Consider the following 17,275-nt stretch of genomic DNA (forward strand, 5'->3'; position numbering starts at 1 on the left):
GCAGATGAAAGGTGTGTTTTCCCAGGTCGATGGCGGCAATAGCTACTTTCATGGCAACGGTCTCCGATAGGCCCCCTGCGAAAGCTTAGTGGGCAATCGCAGGGGGCCGGGGGTAGCCATTTCATTAGTTGATCTACGTCGGTCAGCTAATCAGCTTTTACGCGCCCAGCGTTCGCGCCAGACCTGCTGTTCGTTTTTAGTCTGGAATGTCCAGGCGACGAATCGGCTTTGCTTCTGCCCTTGGGACATTTCCACCACCTGGCTTTCCAATACGCCGGCCTTTTTCAGCGCCGTCTGGATCGCAGGCAGGTTCGAGGCTTTCGAGACCAGGGTGCTGAACCAAAGCACTTTGTGTTGGAAATGCGCACTCTCAGCGATCAATTGCGTCACAAACCGCGCTTCGCCACCTTCACACCACAGTTCGGCGGACTGGCCGCCGAAGTTCAGCACCGGCAGTTTGCGTTTCGGATCGGCGCGGCCCAGTGCGCGCCATTTACGCTCACTGCCCCGGGTAGCCTCGTCCATCGAGGCGTGGAACGGCGGGTTGCACATGGTCAGGTCAAAGCGTTCGCCGGGTTCGAGCAGGCCTAGCAGAATGTGTTTGGGATTGCTTTGCTGGCGCAGCTGGATGGCTTTGTTCAGCCCGTTGGACTGCACGATGGCTTTGGCGGCGGCCACGGCCGTCGGGTCGATTTCCGAGCCGAGGAAGTGCCAGCGGTAGTCGCTGTAGCCGATCAATGGATAGACGCAGTTGGCGCCCATGCCGATATCGAGCACCTTGACCGGCGCACCGCGAGGAATCTCGCCGTCGTTGACGCTGGCCAGCAGGTCGGCCAAAAAGTGCACGTAGTCGGCGCGGCCCGGAACGGGTGGGCACAGGTAATCGGCCGGGATGTCCCAATGGGCAATGCCGTAGAACGACTTGAGCAGCGCCCGGTTGAACACCCGCACCGCGTCCGGGCTGGCGAAGTCGATGCTTTCCTTGCCATACGGGTTGATGATCACGAACTTCGCCAGTTCCGGCGTGCTCTTGATCAGCGCCGGGAAGTCGTAACGACCCTGATGGCGATTGCGCGGATGCAGGCTGGCCTTCTCGCGCGGCTCCACGGCTTTGGCCGGAGTAGCGGAGTCAGGCTTCTTGCGCGCAGGTCTTGGTGTGCGGGGGGCGTTCATGGGCGTTGTCGATTCGGGTATGGCTAAAAGTGGCGGGTATTGTCCCACATCCAGTGTGGGAGTGGTGTCGATCGCCCATCGTGCTGGTCACACTGATCAAATGTGGGAGCGGGCTTGCTCGCGAAAGCGGTGTCTCAGGCGACTTGAATGTTGGATGTAAGAATGCCTTCGCGAGCAAGCCCGCTCCCACAGGGGGATTTACGGTGTTTTGAGGAAAGGGGCGGGCATAAAAAAGGGAGGCCGTTGCGGGCCTCCCTTTTTCATTGCGATTTACCGTTACAAACTGGCAATCCGCGCATGCTGCTCGGCCAGTTTGCCCAAAGCCTGTTCAGCTTCGGCCAGTTTGGCGCGTTCCTTTTCGATGACTTCGGCCGGGGCCTTATCAACGAAACCGGCGTTGGACAGCTTGCCGCCAACACGCTGAACTTCACCCTGCAGACGCAGGATTTCCTTGTCCAGACGAGCCAGTTCGGCGTCCTTGTCGATCAGGCCGGCCATCGGCACCAGCACTTCCATCTCGCCGACCAGTGCGGTGGCGGACAGCGGTGCTTCTTCGCCGGCCTTCAGCACGGTGATCGATTCCAGACGCGCCAGCTTCTTCAGCAGCGCTTCGTTCTCGGTGAGACGGCGCTGATCTTCGGCGCTGACGTTTTTCAGGAACAGGTTCAGCGGCTTGCCCGGACCGATGTTCATTTCGCCACGGATGTTACGCGTGCCGAGCATCAGGCCCTTGAGCCATTCGATGTCGTCTTCGGCGCCCTGATCGATGCGTGCGTCATTGGCCACTGGCCAAGGTTGCAGCATGATCGTCTTGCCTTCGATACCGGCCAGCGGCGCGACGCGCTGCCAGATTTCTTCGGTGATGAACGGCATGAACGGGTGCGCCAGACGCAGCGCGACTTCCAGCACTCGAACCAGGGTGCGGCGGGTGCCGCGCTGACGTTCGACCGGTGCATTTTCGTCCCACAGCACAGGCTTGGACAGTTCCAGGTACCAATCGCAATACTGGTTCCAGATGAACTCGTACAAGGCTTGTGCGGCCAGGTCGAAACGGAACTGATCGAGCTGACGGGTCACTTCGGCTTCGGTGCGTTGCAGCTGCGAAATGATCCAGCGATCCGCCAGGGACAGCTCGTAGGCTTCGCCGTTCTGACCGCAGTCTTCGCCCTTGTCCAGCACGTAACGCGCGGCGTTCCAGATCTTGTTGCAGAAGTTGCGATAGCCTTCGACGCGGCCCATGTCGAACTTGATGTCGCGACCGGTCGATGCCAGCGAGCAGAACGTGAAGCGCAGGGCGTCGGTGCCGTAGCTGGCGATGCCGTCGGCGAACTCGTCGCGGGTCTGCTTCTCGATCTTCTTCGCCAGTTTCGGCTGCATCATGCCGGAGGTGCGTTTCTGCACCAGCTCTTCCAGCTCGATGCCGTCGATGATGTCCAGCGGGTCCAGGACGTTGCCCTTGGACTTGGACATCTTCTGGCCCTGGCCATCACGTACCAGACCGTGCACATAAACGGTCTTGAACGGAACCTGCGGCGTGCCGTCTTCGTTTTTCACCAAGTGCATGGTGAGCATGATCATCCGGGCAACCCAGAAGAAAATGATGTCGAAACCGGTCACCAGTACATCGGTGGAGTGGAATTTTTTCAGGAATTCGGTCTGCGCCGGCCAGCCGAGCGTGGAGAACGTCCACAGGCCCGAACTGAACCAGGTATCCAGAACGTCGTTGTCCTGTTGCAGCGCAACGTCCGGGCCGAGGTTGTTCTTGGCCCGTACTTCGGCTTCGTCGCGACCGACATAGACCTTGCCCGACTCGTCGTACCAGGCCGGAATCCGGTGGCCCCACCACAGCTGACGGCTGATGCACCAATCCTGGATGTCGCGCATCCACGAGAAGTACATGTTTTCGTATTGTTTCGGCACGAACTGAATGCGGCCGTCTTCAACCGCAGCGATGGCCGGCTCGGCCAATGGTTTGGTGGAGACGTACCATTGGTCGGTCAACCACGGTTCGATGATGGTGCCGGAGCGGTCGCCTTTCGGCACTTTCAGGGCGTGATCGTCGACGCTGACCAGCAGGCCGGCGGCTTCGAATGCTGCGACGATCTGTTTGCGCGCTTCGAAGCGGTCAAGGCCGGCGTATTCGGCCGGGAGTTTGCCGTCGACTTCGGTGTTCAGCGTGCCGTCCAGGTTGAACACTTGGGCTGCGGGCAGAACATTGGCGTTCTTGTCAAAAATGTTCAGCAGCGGCAGGTTGTGGCGCTTGCCGACTTCGTAGTCGTTGAAATCGTGGGCCGGGGTGATTTTCACGCAGCCGGTGCCGAATTCAGGATCGCAATAATCATCGGCGATGATCGGAATGCGGCGGCCGACCAGCGGCAGCTCGACAAATTTGCCGATCAGGGCTTTGTAGCGCTCATCGTTCGGGTTAACCGCCACGGCGGCGTCGCCGAGCATGGTTTCCGGGCGAGTGGTCGCGACGATCAGGTAATCCTTGCCTTCAGCGGTTTTGGCGCCGTCGGCCAGCGGGTATTTCAGGTTCCACAGGAAACCTTTCTCGTCGTGGTTTTCCACTTCGAGGTCGGAAATCGCCGTGTGCAGCTTGGTGTCCCAGTTGACCAGACGCTTGCCGCGATAGATCAAGCCGTCTTCGTGCAGGCGCACGAACGCTTCTTTAACCGCTTCCGAGAGGCCGTCGTCCATGGTGAAGCGCTCACGGCTCCAGTCCACGGACGAGCCGAGGCGGCGGATCTGACGGCTGATGTTGCCGCCGGACTGATCCTTCCACTCCCAGACTTTCTCGAGGAATTTCTCGCGGCCCAGATCGTGGCGATTCTGGCCCTGGGCTTCGAGTTGACGCTCCACCAGCATTTGCGTGGCGATACCGGCGTGGTCGGTACCTGGCTGCCACAGGGTGTTGCGACCCTGCATGCGGCGGAAACGGATCAGGGCGTCCATGATCGCGTTGTTGAAGCCGTGACCCATGTGCAGGCTGCCGGTGACGTTCGGCGGCGGGATCATAATGGTGTAGGACTCGCCCGCACCTTGCGGGGCGAAGTAGTTCTCGGACTCCCAAGTGTTGTACCAGGAAGTTTCAATGGCGTGCGGCTGGTAGGTCTTATCCATGCGCGGCGGGACCCTATTGGCATTTATTCAGGAAAAGCCGGCAAGTATAGCGGGGCGTGGGGCGTAGGGCGAGTTGATCACGGGTTGAGCTGACCATCAGCCATTGCACAAAAAAAATGTGGGAGCGGCGGTGCGACGATTCGACTTGCTCGCGAAGGCGGCCTGTCATCCAACACTAATGTTGAATGTTATGGCCTCTTCGCGAGCAAGCCCGCTCCCACATTAGAAGGGTGGTGTTTATTCGTACTGGCTCAACAACCGTTCCATCCGCGCATCCAGACGGCGTTTGATTTCGGTTTCGATGTGCGGGGCGAAGTCGTCGATCACGTCTTGCATGATCAATAGCGCGGCGGCGCGCAATTCGCTGTCCAGATGCAGCAGGGCGTCGGGGCCTTTGCTGGCGGCAGGCGATGGTTGCGCGACTGGAGCAGGCGGTGGTGTTGTTTCGACCGGTTGCGGCGCATTGCCGACAGTGTCGAACAGCATGGGGATCTGTTCCTGATCACCTTCAATGACCGTGTCGGTCAGCAAGGGCGGTTGCAGGTTGTCATCGCCGAGCAGTTGGCGGATCGACTCGAGGTCATCCAGCAGGTGCGCGGAATGTTGCGGTTTTGGAGTGTCCATCGGAATGCTCAGAGTCGCTGTAAACGGTGATCTTGCAGAGGATAGCCCTGTTCGCGGTAGAAACGGAAACTCTCCCGTGCAGCCGAACGAATCGTCGGATCTTCCACCACCACTTCCGCCACCCGAGCGAATTTGTTGGCGAAGGCCGGGACTTTCAGGTCGAGATTGATCAGCAGATCCTGATGCTGACCGCAGTCATCGCCAAGACCCAGGACAATCAAATCGTCCGGCTCGTTTTCGGCGGGACCGTGGGGCACGAAGCTTTCGCCCTTGAAGGCCCACAACCGCGCATCGAGGTCATCACGCTGGGCGGCATCGCTGCAATGCAGGTAAATGCGGTGGCCCATGCGCCAGGCTTTTTCGGTGAGCTTGCAGGCGAAATCCAGCCGTGCCGAAGGATCGGCGCTGGGCAGGATATAGAAGTCGACTTTGGTCATTGCGGTTCCTGAGTCCTGAGCGGCGTCACCGAAAAGTGACGCCACTCAGGTTCATCGGTTTCAGGCCTTGGCGCGGTCCAGCAGGTATTGGGTCAGCAGGGGAACCGGACGGCCAGTGGCGCCCTTGTCCTTGCCGCCGCTGGTCCAGGCCGTGCCGGCGATGTCCAGGTGCGCCCAGTTCAGGTTCTTGGTGAAGCGTGACAGGAAGCAGGCAGCGGTGATGGTGCCGGCTTTCGGGCCGCCAATGTTGGCGATGTCGGCGAACGGGCTGTCCAGCTGCTCTTGATATTCATCGAACAGCGGCAGTTGCCAGGCGCGGTCGTCGGCGGATTGGCCAGCGCTCAGCAGTTGGCCGATCAGTTCGTCGTTGTTGCCCAGCAGGCCCGAGGTGTGAGAGCCCAGTGCGACGACACAAGCACCGGTCAGGGTGGCGATGTCGATCACCGCTTGCGGCTTGAAGCGTTCGGAGTAGGTCAGGGCATCGCACAGCACCAGACGGCCTTCGGCGTCGGTGTTGAGGATTTCCACAGTCTGGCCGCTCATGGTGGTGACGATGTCGCCCGGACGCGAAGCGTTGCCGCTCGGCATGTTCTCGGCGCAGGCCAGGATGCACACCAGGTTGATCGGCAGTTTCAGCTCAAGCACGGCACGCAGGGTACCGAACACGCTGGCGCCGCCGCCCATGTCGTATTTCATTTCATCCATGCCGGCGCCGGGCTTGAGGCTGATGCCACCGGTGTCGAAGGTGATGCCTTTGCCGACCAGTGCGTACGGCTTCTCGGATTTCTTGCCGCCGTTGTACTGCATGACGATCAGGCGCGGTGGCTGGGCGCTGCCCTGGCCGACGGCGTAGAACGAGCCCATGCCCAGGTCCTTGATCTTTTTCTCATCGAGGACTTCGACTTTCAGACTCTTGAATTCTTTGCCCAGGTTCTTGGCTTGCTCGCCCAGGAACGTCGGGTGGCAAATGTTCGGCGGCAGGTTGCCCAGGTTGCGGGTGAAGGCCATACCATTAGCGATCGCGGTGGCGTGGGCCACGGCGCGTTCGACTTCAGCCTGTGCTGCCTTGATGGTCACCAGGGTGACTTTTTTCAGGGCGAGCGGGTCGGCTTTCTGGCTCTTGAACTGGTCGAAGGTGTACTTACCATCCACCAGGGTTTCGGCCAGCAGGCGAGTCTTGCCATAGCTGTCGCGGCCTTTGACCACGACTTCGTCCAGAGCCAGCACTGCATCGCTGCCGCCCAGGCCTTTAAGGGTGTTGAGGATTCCGGCGATGATTTTGCGGAACGGGCGATCGCTCAGTTCGAGGTCCTTGCCCACGCCCACCAGCAGCACGCGCTCGGCCTTGAGGTTAGGCAGGCTGTGCAGCAACAGGCTCTGGCCGACTTTGCCAGCCAGGTCGCCGCGCTTGAGTACTGCACTGATGGTGCCGCCGCTCAGTTCGTCGAGTTGTTTGGCAACGGCGCCGAGCTTGCGGCCCTCACCGACGGAGACCACCAGCGTGGCAGTCTTCAACGTTTCCGGGCTAACGCTTTTTACAACCAGTTCCATGTCCGGGTCCCTGAATTAATGGTCAAAGTGCGCAACGCGCAGAAGGCTTGCTTAATAAGTAGAAAGACGCAGGTAGCAGTGCCCGCGACAAAGGCGGCAGTTTGAACCTCGCCGGTTGCGCCTGACAACCCTCGGTTGGTGCGAACTTCAGCGGTTCAGGCGCCTCCTTCAGCATGCGCAGTGACAGGCGCACCCAATCACAGGATAATGCGCCTCTTTTTCGGCGGCTCTGCCCTGCGGGCCGACTGATACGTTTGTTTGGCCGCTTAGCCTGACAACCCTGGAGTGTCTGGTTTGATTGTCTTCCGTTACCTATCCCGCGAAGTCCTGTTGACCTTGAGCGCCGTCAGCGCCGTGTTACTGGTCATCATCATGAGCGGGCGTTTCATCAAATACCTTGCCCAGGCGGCCTCTGGCCTTCTGGATCCGGGCTCGCTGTTCCTGATCATGGGTTTCCGTCTGCCGGGTTTCCTGCAGTTGATCCTGCCTTTGGGGCTGTTTCTCGGGATTTTGCTGGCCTACGGTCGTCTGTACCTCGACAGCGAAATGACCGTGCTGTCCGCCACCGGCATGAGCCAGCAGCGGCTGTTTCGCATCACGCTCTTTCCGGCCACGCTGGTTGCGCTGGTGGTGGCATGGCTGAGCCTGAGCCTGGCGCCACAGGGTGCCAACCAGTTCCAGTTGCTGCTGAACAAACAGGATGCACTGACTGAGTTCGATACCCTCGAACCAGGCCGATTCCAGGCTTTGCGCGACGGTACTCGCGTGACCTACACCGAGCAATTGTCGGATGACCGCATCAATCTGAACGGCGTGTTCATTTCGCAAAAGAATGTAAATTCCGACAAAAAGGATCGGGGGATTTCCGTACTGGTGGCCGAGAAGGGCCGTCAGGAAATTCGCCCCGACGGCAATCGGTATCTGATCCTCGACAACGGCTACCGCTACGACGGTAATCCGGGTCAGGCCGATTACCGCGCCATCAAATATGAGGAATACGGCGTATTGCTGCCCAAGCCGGATGTCAGCGACGAAGTCACCGATCGTGACGCGATGACCACCCGCTCCCTGCTGGGCAACGATGACATCCGCTCGCGTACCGAACTGCAATGGCGTCTCTCATTGCCGCTGCTGGTCTTCATCGTGACCCTGATGGCGGTGCCGCTGTCGCGGGTCAACCCGCGCCAGGGCCGTTTCCTCAAGCTGCTGCCGGCGATTCTTCTTTATATGGCTTACCTGACCATCCTGATTGCCGCTCGCGGCGCCCTCGAAAAGGGCAAGATCCCGCCGGCACTGGGTTTGTGGTGGGTGCATGCGATCTTCCTGGCCATCGGTCTGGGCTTGCTGTACTGGGAGCCACTGCGCTTGAAGATGGCGAGTCGCCGCAGTGCGCTGGAGGTGGCCCGTGGATAAGCTCGATCGCTACATCGGTAGTAGCGTGTTCATGGCGATCCTGGCAGTACTGGGGATCATCCTCGGTCTGGCCACGCTGTTTGCCTTCATCGATGAGATGAGCGAAGTCAGCGATACCTACACCTTGATGGATGTTTTGAGTTACGTCTTGCTGACCGCGCCGCGCCGTCTGTACGACATGTTGCCGATGGCGGCGCTGATCGGGTGCCTGATCGGCCTTGGCAGTCTGGCCAGTCATAGCGAACTGACCATCATGCGCGCGGCGGGCGTGTCGCTCGGGCGGATCGTCTGGGCTGTGATGAAGCCGATGCTGCTGTTGATGGTGGTGGGGCTGGTGATCGGCGAATACGTCGCGCCAGCCACGGAAGTTACTGCTCAGGCCAATCGTTCCCTGGCCCAGGGCAGTGGCGATGCACAAAGCGCCAGGCACGGTCTGTGGCACCGGCAGGGTGACGAGTTCATTCACGTCAACTCTGTGCAACCCAATGGTCTGCTGTACGGCGTGACCCGTTATCGCTTCGACGATCAGCGCCACATGCTGTCTTCAAGCTTCGCCAAGCGCGCGGAATTCGATACGGATCACTGGCAACTGAACGACGTCACGACCACGCTGTTCCATGAAAAGAGCACCGAAGTGGTGACAACCCCGGTCGAGCGCTGGGAAGTTGCCCTGAGCCCACAACTGCTGAGCACTGTGGTGATGGCGCCTGAATCACTGTCGATCACCGGTCTGTGGAGTTACATTCACTACCTGGCTGACCAGGGCCTGAGCAACGGTCGTTACTGGCTGGCATTTTGGGTCAAGGTGTTGCAGCCGCTGGTGACCGCTGCATTGGTGCTGATGGCGATTTCCTTCATCTTCGGCCCGCTGCGTTCGGTGACCCTCGGTCAGCGGGTCTTTACCGGCGTGCTGGTGGGTTTCACCTTCCGCATTGTCCAGGATTTGCTCGGGCCTTCGAGCCTGGTGTTCGGTTTCTCGCCGCTGTTTGCGGTGCTGGTGCCGGCCGGTGTCTGTGCCCTGGCCGGAGTCTGGTTATTGCGCCGGGCCGGTTGATCGCGGGTTTTCCCCGACCTTGCCTGTCACTCAAAACTCCCCTGTCGCAAGACCGGGGCGTTTTTGTAGGCGCCGTCTGACCTGCGAACGTGACGCTTGCGCCGTGGATCAGGTACAATTCCCGGCTATTTTTCGGCGGGCTATGCCTGCAGCCTTTTTGAGTGTTGATCCGTGAGTGATTTGAGTCATATCCGCAATTTCTCCATCATCGCCCACATTGACCATGGCAAGTCGACGCTGGCCGATCGCTTCATCCAGATGTGCGGCGGCCTTGCCGAGCGCGAAATGGAAGCCCAGGTGCTGGACTCCATGGACCTGGAACGTGAACGCGGGATCACCATCAAGGCCCACAGCGTCACCCTTTATTACACTGCTCGCGATGGCATCAAGTACCAGCTGAACTTCATTGACACCCCCGGCCACGTTGACTTCACCTACGAAGTCAGCCGGTCGCTGGCGGCTTGTGAAGGTGCGTTGCTGGTGGTCGATGCCGGTCAGGGCGTTGAGGCGCAGTCGGTTGCCAACTGCTACACGGCGATCGAGCAGGGCCTGGAAGTGATGCCGGTTCTGAACAAGATCGACCTGCCACAGGCCGATCCGGAGCGCGTCAAAGAAGAAATCGAAAAAATCATCGGCATCGATGCCACCGACGCGGTCGAGTGCTCTGCCAAGACTGGTCTGGGCGTCGACGAAGTGCTTGAGCGCCTCGTCACCACCATTCCTGCGCCGACCGGCAACATCGAAGATCCGCTGCAAGCGTTGATCATCGACTCCTGGTTCGACAACTACCTGGGCGTTGTTTCCCTGGTTCGCGTGCGCCACGGTCGCGTGAAGAAGGGCGACAAGATCCTCGTCAAATCCACCGGCAAGATCCACCTGGTGGACAGCGTCGGTGTATTCAACCCGAAACACACGCCTACCGCTGACCTGAAGGCCGGTGAAGTGGGCTTCATCATTGCCAGCATCAAGGACATTCACGGTGCACCGGTCGGTGACACCCTGACCTTGAGCTCCACGCCCGACGTTGACGTGCTGCCAGGCTTCAAACGCATTCAGCCGCAGGTGTACGCCGGTCTGTTCCCGGTCAGCTCCGACGACTTCGAAGATTTCCGTGAAGCCCTGCAAAAGCTCACCCTCAACGACTCGTCCCTGCAGTACACCCCGGAAAGCTCCGACGCGCTGGGTTTCGGCTTCCGTTGCGGGTTCCTCGGCATGCTGCACATGGAAATCATCCAGGAGCGCCTGGAGCGCGAGTACGACCTGGACCTGATCACCACGGCGCCGACGGTTATTTTCGAGCTGTTGCTGAAAACCGGTGAAACGATTTACGTCGATAACCCGTCGAAGCTCCCGGACCTGTCGTCGATCGAGGACATGCGCGAGCCAATCGTGCGGGCCAATATCCTTGTGCCGCAAGAACACCTGGGTAACGTCATTACCCTGTGTATCGAAAAGCGTGGCGTGCAGCACGACATGCTGTTCCTCGGTACCCAGGTACAAGTGACCTACGATTTGCCGATGAACGAAGTGGTCCTCGATTTCTTCGACCGTCTGAAATCCACCAGTCGTGGCTATGCTTCGCTGGATTACCATTTCGACCGTTATCAATCAGCTAATCTGGTGAAACTGGATGTGTTGATCAACGGTGACAAGGTCGACGCCCTGGCGCTGATCGTGCACCGCGACAATGCGCACTACAAAGGTCGCCAGTTGACCGAGAAGATGAAAGAACTGATTCCGCGCCAGATGTTCGACGTCGCGATCCAGGCCGCCATCGGCGGGCAGATCATTGCGCGGACTTCCGTCAAGGCACTCAGAAAGAACGTATTGGCCAAATGCTACGGCGGTGACGTTAGCCGTAAGCGCAAGCTGTTGGAAAAGCAAAAGGCCGGTAAAAAACGCATGAAGCAGGTCGGTAACGTGGAGATTCCACAAGAAGCTTTCCTTGCAGTGCTCAGGTTGGATAGTTAGGTCCTATGTCACTAAATTTCCCGCTGTTGCTGGTCATCGCCGTGTTCGTCTGCGGCCTGTTGGCGTTGCTCGATCTGCTGTTCCTGGCGCCGCGGCGCCGGGCTGCCATTAACTCTTATCAGGGTAGCGTCAGCCAGGCTGACATGGTGGTGGTCGAGAAACTGAACAAAGAGCCGCTGCTGGTCGAATACGGCAAGTCGTTCTTCCCGGTGTTGTTCATCGTGCTGGTGCTGCGTTCGTTCCTGGTGGAGCCGTTCCAGATTCCTTCCGGCTCGATGAAACCGACCCTGGACGTCGGCGACTTCATTCTGGTGAACAAATTTTCTTACGGGATCCGCCTGCCGGTGATCGACAAGAAAGTCATCGAAGTCGGTGATCCGCAGCGCGGCGATGTGATGGTGTTCCGCTACCCGAGCGACCCGAACGTCAATTACATCAAGCGTGTGGTGGGCCTGCCGGGTGACCAGATTCGCTACACCGCTGACAAGCGTCTGTTCGTCAACGGTGAATCGGTCGCCGAACAATTGGTCGGTTCCGAGCCAGGCACGTTGGGCAGCGCCGAGCTCTACAAGGAAAAACTCGGCGTTGCCGAGCACCTTATCCGCAAGGAAATGAGCCGCTACCGCGCAACGCCGGATCGTTCGTGGACCGTGCCTGCCGGGCACTACTTCATGATGGGCGACAACCGCGACAACTCGAACGACAGTCGCTACTGGGATGATCCGAGTATTCCCAAGGATCTGCTGGGCATGGTTCCCGACAAGAATATCGTCGGCAAGGCCTTCGCGGTCTGGATGAGCTGGCCGGAACCCAAACTCAGTCACCTGCCGAATTTCTCGCGGGTTGGCCTGATCAAGTAATCACACACGGCGCTGTTGAACACAGCGCCGAATGCATTTCTGGAACCGGCATAATCGGCGACAGAAGCATGAAAACAACGATATTCAGGACGTTATTTTTGAACACAGCGTTAATTGTCCCAAGCCTGCGCCGCACCACGGCGATGGCGGTGGAATCCAGCCACGAACTCAGCGTGGGTAAACCGTGAGCGCCTCCTTAAGCCGTCTAGAGCGTCAGCTCGGCTACACCTTCAAAGACCAGGAGCTGATGGTTCTGGCCCTGACTCACCGCAGCTTCGCCGGGCGCAACAACGAACGCCTGGAGTTCCTCGGTGATGCCATCCTCAACTTCGTCGCTGGCGAGGCGCTGTTCGATCGCTTCCCGCTGGCCCGCGAAGGCCAGTTGTCGCGTTTGCGCGCACGCTTGGTGAAAGGTGAGACCCTGGCCGTACTGGCCCGTGGTTTCGACCTGGGCGATTACCTGCGCCTGGGGTCCGGTGAATTGAAAAGCGGCGGTTTCCGTCGCGAGTCGATTCTGGCCGATGCCCTGGAAGCGCTGATCGGTGCGATCTACCTGGACGCCGGCATGGACGTGGCGCGTGCGCGCGTGCTGGCCTGGCTGGCCGGAGAGTTCGAAGGCCTGACGCTGGTCGACACCAACAAAGATCCGAAAACCCGCCTGCAGGAATTCCTGCAGTCCCGTGGTTGTGAGCTGCCACGTTACGAAGTGGTGGATATCCAGGGTGAGCCACATTGCCGGACGTTCTTCGTCGAATGTGAAATCATCTTACTGAATGAAAAAAGCCGAGGTCAGGGTGTGAGTCGTCGTATTGCCGAACAGGTAGCGGCCGCCGCAGCACTGATTGCCCTGGGTGTGGAGAATGGCAATGACTGATACAACCGCAACTCGCTGTGGCTATGTTGCCATCGTCGGCCGTCCCAACGTGGGCAAGTCCACGCTGCTGAACCACATTCTGGGTCAGAAGCTGGCGATCACCTCGCGCAAGCCGCAGACCACCCGTCACAACATGCTCGGCATCAAGACCGAAGGCGACGTGCAAGCGATCTACGTCGACACCCCGGGCATGCACAAGGGCGGCGAAAAGGCCCTGAACCGCTACATGAACAAGACCGCTTCGGCGGCGTTGAAAGACGTCGACGTGGTGATCTTCGTGGTTGACCGCACCAAGTGGACCGACGAAGACCAGATGGTCCTCGAGCGCGTTCAGTACGTGACCGGCCCGCTGATCGTGGCGCTGAACAAGACCGACCGTATCGAAGACAAAGCCGAGCTGATGCCGCATCTGACCTGGTTGCAGGAACAGCTGCCGAATGCGCAGATCATGCCGATCTCGGCCCAACACGGGCACAACCTGGACACACTGGAACGAGTGATCGCCGAGCACCTGCCGGAAAACGATCACTTCTTCCCCGAAGATCAGATCACCGACCGCAGCAGCCGCTTCCTTGCTGCCGAACTGGTGCGCGAGAAAATCATGCGCCAGTTGGGTGCCGAGCTGCCGTACCAGATCACCGTGGAAATCGAAGAGTTCAAGCAGCAGGGCAAAACCCTGCACATCCATGCCTTGATCCTCGTCGAACGTGACGGCCAGAAGAAAATCATCATTGGCGACAAGGGCGAGCGCATCAAGCGCATCGGCACCGAGGCGCGCAAGGACATGGAGCTGCTGTTCGACTCCAAGATCATGCTCAACCTCTGGGTCAAGGTTAAGGGTGGCTGGTCTGACGACGAGCGTGCGCTGCGTTCGCTGGGTTATGGCGACCTGTAAACTGCTTGGCAGCACATAGATCTACTGTGGGAGCGGGCTTGCTCGCGAAGAGGATGTAACATTCAGCATTGATGTTGACTGTTGCACTGCTTTCGCGAGCAAGCCCGCTCCCACATTGGTTTTGGGTTGTTTATAAAACTGCGTTCCGTCATTGAGAACCCTGACTCCCATGTCTCAAACCCCCATAGGCCAACCCGCCTACGTCCTCCACAGCCGCGCCTACCGCGAAAACAGCGCGCTGGTGGATTTCCTTACGCCGCAAGGTCGGCTGCGCGCGGTGTTGCGTAGCGCACGGGGCAAGGCCGGGACATTGGCGCGGCCGTTCGTGCCGCTGGAAGTCGAGTTTCGGGGACGGGGTGAGCTGAAAAACGTCGGTCGCATGGAAAGCGCCGGTGTTTCCACCTGGCTCAACGGCGAGGCGCTGTTCAGCGGCCTTTACCTCAACGAGTTGCTGATCCGCCTGCTGCCCGCCGAAGATCCTCATCCCGGGGTCTTCGATCACTACGCCGCGACCCTGCTCGCCCTGGCCGAAGGTCGTCCACTGGAACCATTACTGCGGTCCTTCGAATGGCGCTTGCTCGACGACCTCGGTTACGGCTTTGTCCTGAACGCCGACATCCACGGCGACCCTATCGCGCCGGATGGCCTCTATCGCTTGCAAGTGGATGCAGGCCTGGAACGGGTCTATCTGCTGCAACCGGGTCTGTTCAATGGCTCTGAGCTGCTGGCCATGGCCGATGCCGACTGGTCCGCGCCTGGTGCGCTGTCCGCCGCCAAGCGCTTGATGCGTCAGGCTTTGGCCGTTCATTTGGGCGGTCGTCCTCTGGTCAGTCGCGAGTTGTTTCGCAAGCCGTAAGAACTGTTGATGCTGCGTCAACAGACCCTGTCTCCCCGTGTATGCTGTGCACCGAACTTACCCTTCTTCAGGAGCGCTTCCGTGACCACCAGCAATCGCATTCTTCTTGGCGTGAACATCGACCACGTTGCCACCCTGCGTCAGGCCCGCGGTACTCGCTACCCGGATCCGGTCAAGGCAGCGCTGGACGCGGAAGAGGCGGGCGCTGACGGTATCACCGTGCACCTGCGTGAAGACCGTCGGCACATTCAGGAGCGCGATGTGCTGCTGCTCAAGGACGTGCTGCAAACCCGCATGAACTTCGAAATGGGCGTCACCGAAGAAATGATGGCCTTTGCCGAGCGCATCCGCCCGGCGCACATTTGCCTGGTCCCGGAAACTCGTCAGGAGCTGACCACCGAAGGCGGTCTGGATGTGGCTGGACAGGAGTCGCGGATCAAGGCGGCGGTGGATCGTCTGGCGAAAATCGGCTGTGAAGTGTCGCTATTCATCGACGCTGACGAACGGCAGATCGAAGCGTCCCGCCGTGTCGGTGCGCCGGCCATCGAATTGCACACCGGGCGTTATGCGGATGCCGAGACGCCAACCGAAGTGGCTGAAGAGCTCAAGCGCGTGGCCGATGGCGTGGCATTCGGTCTGGCCCAAGGGCTGATCGTCAACGCCGGTCACGGTCTGCACTATCACAACGTCGAGGCTGTTGCGGCGATCAAGGGCATCAATGAACTGAACATCGGTCATGCGCTGGTGGCCCATGCGTTGTTCGTCGGATTCAAGTCGGCGGTGTCGGAGATGAAGGCGTTGATTCTGGCGGCTGCTGCACTAAAGGGTTGAGATCGGCGGTGCTGCCTTCGCGGGCAAGCCTCGCTCCTACAGGTCCGAGTTGAACGGCAACTATGTACTCGACGCGAACCTGTAGGAGCGAGGCTTGCCCGCGAAGGCGTCATTGAAAACAGCAAAAATTTAAAGCGGCGGGGTTTCCTGGCTCGGCTTGGTCTTGTCGACTCCCGGCACATGCAGGTTGCCCTCGGCCACCTGATTGCCTTCCAGCTGCGGCTGCGTGACCCATGTCAGGATGTCGTAGTAACGACGGATGTTCGCCACGAAATGCACTGGCTCGCCACCGCGGGCATAGCCATAGCGGGTCTTGCTGTACCACTGTTTCTGCGACAGGCGCGGCAGGATCTTCTTCACGTCCAGCCACTTGTCCGGGTTCAACCCTGCCTTGGCCGTCAGTTTGCGCGCGTCATCCAGATGACCGCTGCCGACGTTGTAGGCTGCGAGCGCGAACCACGTACGATCCGGCTCCTGAATCGACTCGTCCAATTGCTCCTTCATATACGCCAGGTACTTCGCGCCGCCCATGATGCTCTGCTTGGGGTCGAGCCGATTGGACACGCCCATCGCTTGCGCCGTGTTCTGGGTCAGCATCATCAGTCCGCGCACGCCGGTCTTGGACGTGACCGCCGCTTGCCACAACGATTCCTGATAACCAATCGCCGCCAACAAGCGCCAGTCGACTTTCTCTTTCTTGGCGTACGTCTTGAAGTGCTGTTCATACTTGGGCAACCGCTGCTGAAGATGCTGGGCGAAGGTGTAGGCGCCCATGTAACCCAGCACGTCGACGTGCCCGTAATAGCGGTCTTTGAGGCGTTGCAGGGTGCCGTTTTTCTTCACTTTGTCGAGATAAGTGTTGATCTCGTTGAGCAGGCTGTTGTCTTCGCCGGCGGCCACGGCCCAGCTCTGATTGCTGGCGTCACCGAGATCGAAGGCGACCCGTATGTTGGTGAAATACACCTGGTTCATCGCGACTTCGTTGGAGTCGACCAGGGTCAGGTCGATCTGGTCTTCATCGACCATGCGCAACAAGTCGACCACTTCAACCTGGTCGGATTCTTCGTACTCGATGCCAGGGAATTTCTTTTTCAGCTCCGCCAATTGCTCGGCGTGGGTGCTGCCCTTGAGCACCATGATCTTCTTGCCGACCAGATCGCCTGCGTCGGTCGGCCGCGACTGACCGTTGCGGTAGATGATCTGTGGGGTGACTTCAAGGTAAGAGTGGGAGAACCGCACCTGCTGTTTGCGTTGCTCGCTGCTGACCAGGCCGGCAGCAGCCAGCACCGGGCCATTGGGCTTGCCCACCTGATTGAACAGGTCGTCGAGATTGTCGGCAGTTTCGATCTTGAGTTCGACCCCCAGATCGTCGGCGAAACGCTTCACCAGCTCGTATTCGAAGCCGGTTTCACCGTTGCGATCCTGAAAGTAGGTGGCGGGACTGTTACGGGTAACCACCCGCAGCACGCCATCCTCCTTTACGCGCTCCAGCGTGTTGGGTTTATCAACACAGCCACTGAGCACCAGGAAGAGTCCGGTTGCGATCAGCCATTTGGCATACCGCGGACGCAAAGCCGTTGGGGAAAACATTTGCGCAGTATACGCAAAGGACC

General features: G+C 59.5%; 14 protein-coding genes. 8 read left to right on the forward strand and 6 right to left on the reverse strand.

Annotated features, from left to right (window positions below; translation table 11 throughout):
- Positions 1 to 150: 150 nt before the first annotated feature.
- The 5 genes from rlmF to MEB48_RS26595 all read right to left on the reverse strand — a co-directional run bounded on the left by rlmF (position 151) and on the right by MEB48_RS26595 (position 6,908).
- Entirely contained in the window at positions 151 to 1,173 is a 1,023-nt protein-coding gene (rlmF, locus tag MEB48_RS26575; RefSeq protein WP_237886750.1) for a 23S rRNA (adenine(1618)-N(6))-methyltransferase RlmF, read from the reverse strand.
- Between the two features lie 276 nt (positions 1,174 to 1,449).
- Complete coding sequence (locus MEB48_RS26580; RefSeq protein ID WP_237886751.1) at positions 1,450 to 4,296, reverse strand: valine--tRNA ligase; 2,847 nt, start codon at positions 4,294 to 4,296, stop codon at positions 1,450 to 1,452.
- A 237-nt stretch (positions 4,297 to 4,533) separates the two neighbouring features.
- Entirely contained in the window at positions 4,534 to 4,920 is a 387-nt protein-coding gene (locus MEB48_RS26585; protein ID WP_237886752.1) for a DNA polymerase III subunit chi, read from the reverse strand.
- 8 nt (positions 4,921 to 4,928) lie between these two features.
- Positions 4,929 to 5,357, reverse strand: coding sequence for a DNA polymerase III subunit chi (locus MEB48_RS26590; RefSeq protein ID WP_237886753.1), 429 nt, complete (start codon positions 5,355 to 5,357; stop codon positions 4,929 to 4,931).
- Positions 5,358 to 5,417: 60 nt separating this feature from the next.
- The gene (locus MEB48_RS26595; RefSeq protein ID WP_237886754.1) at positions 5,418 to 6,908 is read right to left on the reverse strand and encodes a leucyl aminopeptidase; all 1,491 of its coding nucleotides are present in this window, start codon (positions 6,906 to 6,908) and stop codon (positions 5,418 to 5,420) included.
- A gap of 294 nt (positions 6,909 to 7,202) precedes the next feature.
- Between MEB48_RS26595 and lptF the strand changes: the two genes are divergently transcribed.
- From lptF to pdxJ, 8 genes are all read left to right on the forward strand, one after another.
- Complete coding sequence (lptF, locus tag MEB48_RS26600) at positions 7,203 to 8,321, forward strand: LPS export ABC transporter permease LptF (protein WP_095051238.1); 1,119 nt, start codon at positions 7,203 to 7,205, stop codon at positions 8,319 to 8,321.
- On the forward strand, positions 8,314 to 9,375 hold the full coding sequence (lptG, locus tag MEB48_RS26605; protein ID WP_237886755.1) for an LPS export ABC transporter permease LptG: 1,062 nt from the start codon (positions 8,314 to 8,316) through the stop codon (positions 9,373 to 9,375). Before lptF ends, lptG begins: the two co-directional genes overlap by 8 nt.
- Positions 9,376 to 9,546: 171 nt before the next feature.
- Entirely contained in the window at positions 9,547 to 11,346 is a 1,800-nt protein-coding gene (gene lepA / locus MEB48_RS26610; RefSeq protein ID WP_237886756.1) for a translation elongation factor 4, read from the forward strand.
- 5 nt (positions 11,347 to 11,351) lie between these two features.
- Positions 11,352 to 12,206: a signal peptidase I gene (gene lepB / locus MEB48_RS26615; protein WP_237886757.1), complete on the forward strand. Its 855-nt coding sequence runs from the start codon at positions 11,352 to 11,354 to the stop codon at positions 12,204 to 12,206.
- Between the two features lie 184 nt (positions 12,207 to 12,390).
- Positions 12,391 to 13,080, forward strand: a complete 690-nt coding sequence (gene rnc, locus MEB48_RS26620) for a ribonuclease III (protein WP_237886758.1) — start codon at positions 12,391 to 12,393, stop codon at positions 13,078 to 13,080.
- Positions 13,073 to 13,975 carry a GTPase Era gene (gene era, locus MEB48_RS26625; protein WP_237886759.1) on the forward strand — a complete coding sequence of 301 codons (903 nt, stop codon included), beginning with the start codon at positions 13,073 to 13,075 and terminating at the stop codon, positions 13,973 to 13,975. Before rnc ends, era begins: the two co-directional genes overlap by 8 nt.
- 169 nt (positions 13,976 to 14,144) lie before the next feature.
- Positions 14,145 to 14,831: a DNA repair protein RecO gene (gene recO / locus MEB48_RS26630; protein WP_237886760.1), complete on the forward strand. Its 687-nt coding sequence runs from the start codon at positions 14,145 to 14,147 to the stop codon at positions 14,829 to 14,831.
- Positions 14,832 to 14,912: 81 nt separating this feature from the next.
- Positions 14,913 to 15,662, forward strand: coding sequence for a pyridoxine 5'-phosphate synthase (pdxJ, locus tag MEB48_RS26635; protein WP_237886761.1), 750 nt, complete (start codon positions 14,913 to 14,915; stop codon positions 15,660 to 15,662).
- Positions 15,663 to 15,791: 129 nt separating this feature from the next.
- On the opposite strand, the gene mltF is transcribed toward pdxJ, so the two are convergent.
- A complete protein-coding gene (gene mltF / locus MEB48_RS26640) occupies positions 15,792 to 17,252 on the reverse strand; it encodes a membrane-bound lytic murein transglycosylase MltF (protein ID WP_237886762.1) in 1,461 nt (486 codons plus the stop codon).
- Between the last annotated feature and the right edge of the window lie 23 nt (positions 17,253 to 17,275).

It is taken from the genome of Pseudomonas sp. PGPR40, assembly GCF_022014505.1.
Taxonomy (GTDB): Bacteria; Pseudomonadota; Gammaproteobacteria; order Pseudomonadales; family Pseudomonadaceae; genus Aquipseudomonas.

What these genes read in the sequence shown, in the direction of transcription:
- MEB48_RS26585 (WP_237886752.1), bottom strand. Translation starts at nt 4,920, where the DNA reads ATGGACACTCCAAAACCGCAACATTCCGCGCACCTGCTGGATGACCTC.
- lepB (WP_237886757.1), top strand. Translation starts at nt 11,352, where the DNA reads ATGTCACTAAATTTCCCGCTGTTGCTGGTCATCGCCGTGTTCGTCTGC.
- era (WP_237886759.1), top strand. Translation starts at nt 13,073, where the DNA reads ATGACTGATACAACCGCAACTCGCTGTGGCTATGTTGCCATCGTCGGC.
- recO (WP_237886760.1), top strand. Translation starts at nt 14,145, where the DNA reads ATGTCTCAAACCCCCATAGGCCAACCCGCCTACGTCCTCCACAGCCGC.
- MEB48_RS26595 (WP_237886754.1), bottom strand. Translation starts at nt 6,908, where the DNA reads ATGGAACTGGTTGTAAAAAGCGTTAGCCCGGAAACGTTGAAGACTGCC.
- rlmF (WP_237886750.1), bottom strand. Translation starts at nt 1,173, where the DNA reads ATGAACGCCCCCCGCACACCAAGACCTGCGCGCAAGAAGCCTGACTCC.
- MEB48_RS26580 (WP_237886751.1), bottom strand. Translation starts at nt 4,296, where the DNA reads ATGGATAAGACCTACCAGCCGCACGCCATTGAAACTTCCTGGTACAAC.
- mltF (WP_237886762.1), bottom strand. Translation starts at nt 17,252, where the DNA reads ATGTTTTCCCCAACGGCTTTGCGTCCGCGGTATGCCAAATGGCTGATC.
- MEB48_RS26590 (WP_237886753.1), bottom strand. Translation starts at nt 5,357, where the DNA reads ATGACCAAAGTCGACTTCTATATCCTGCCCAGCGCCGATCCTTCGGCA.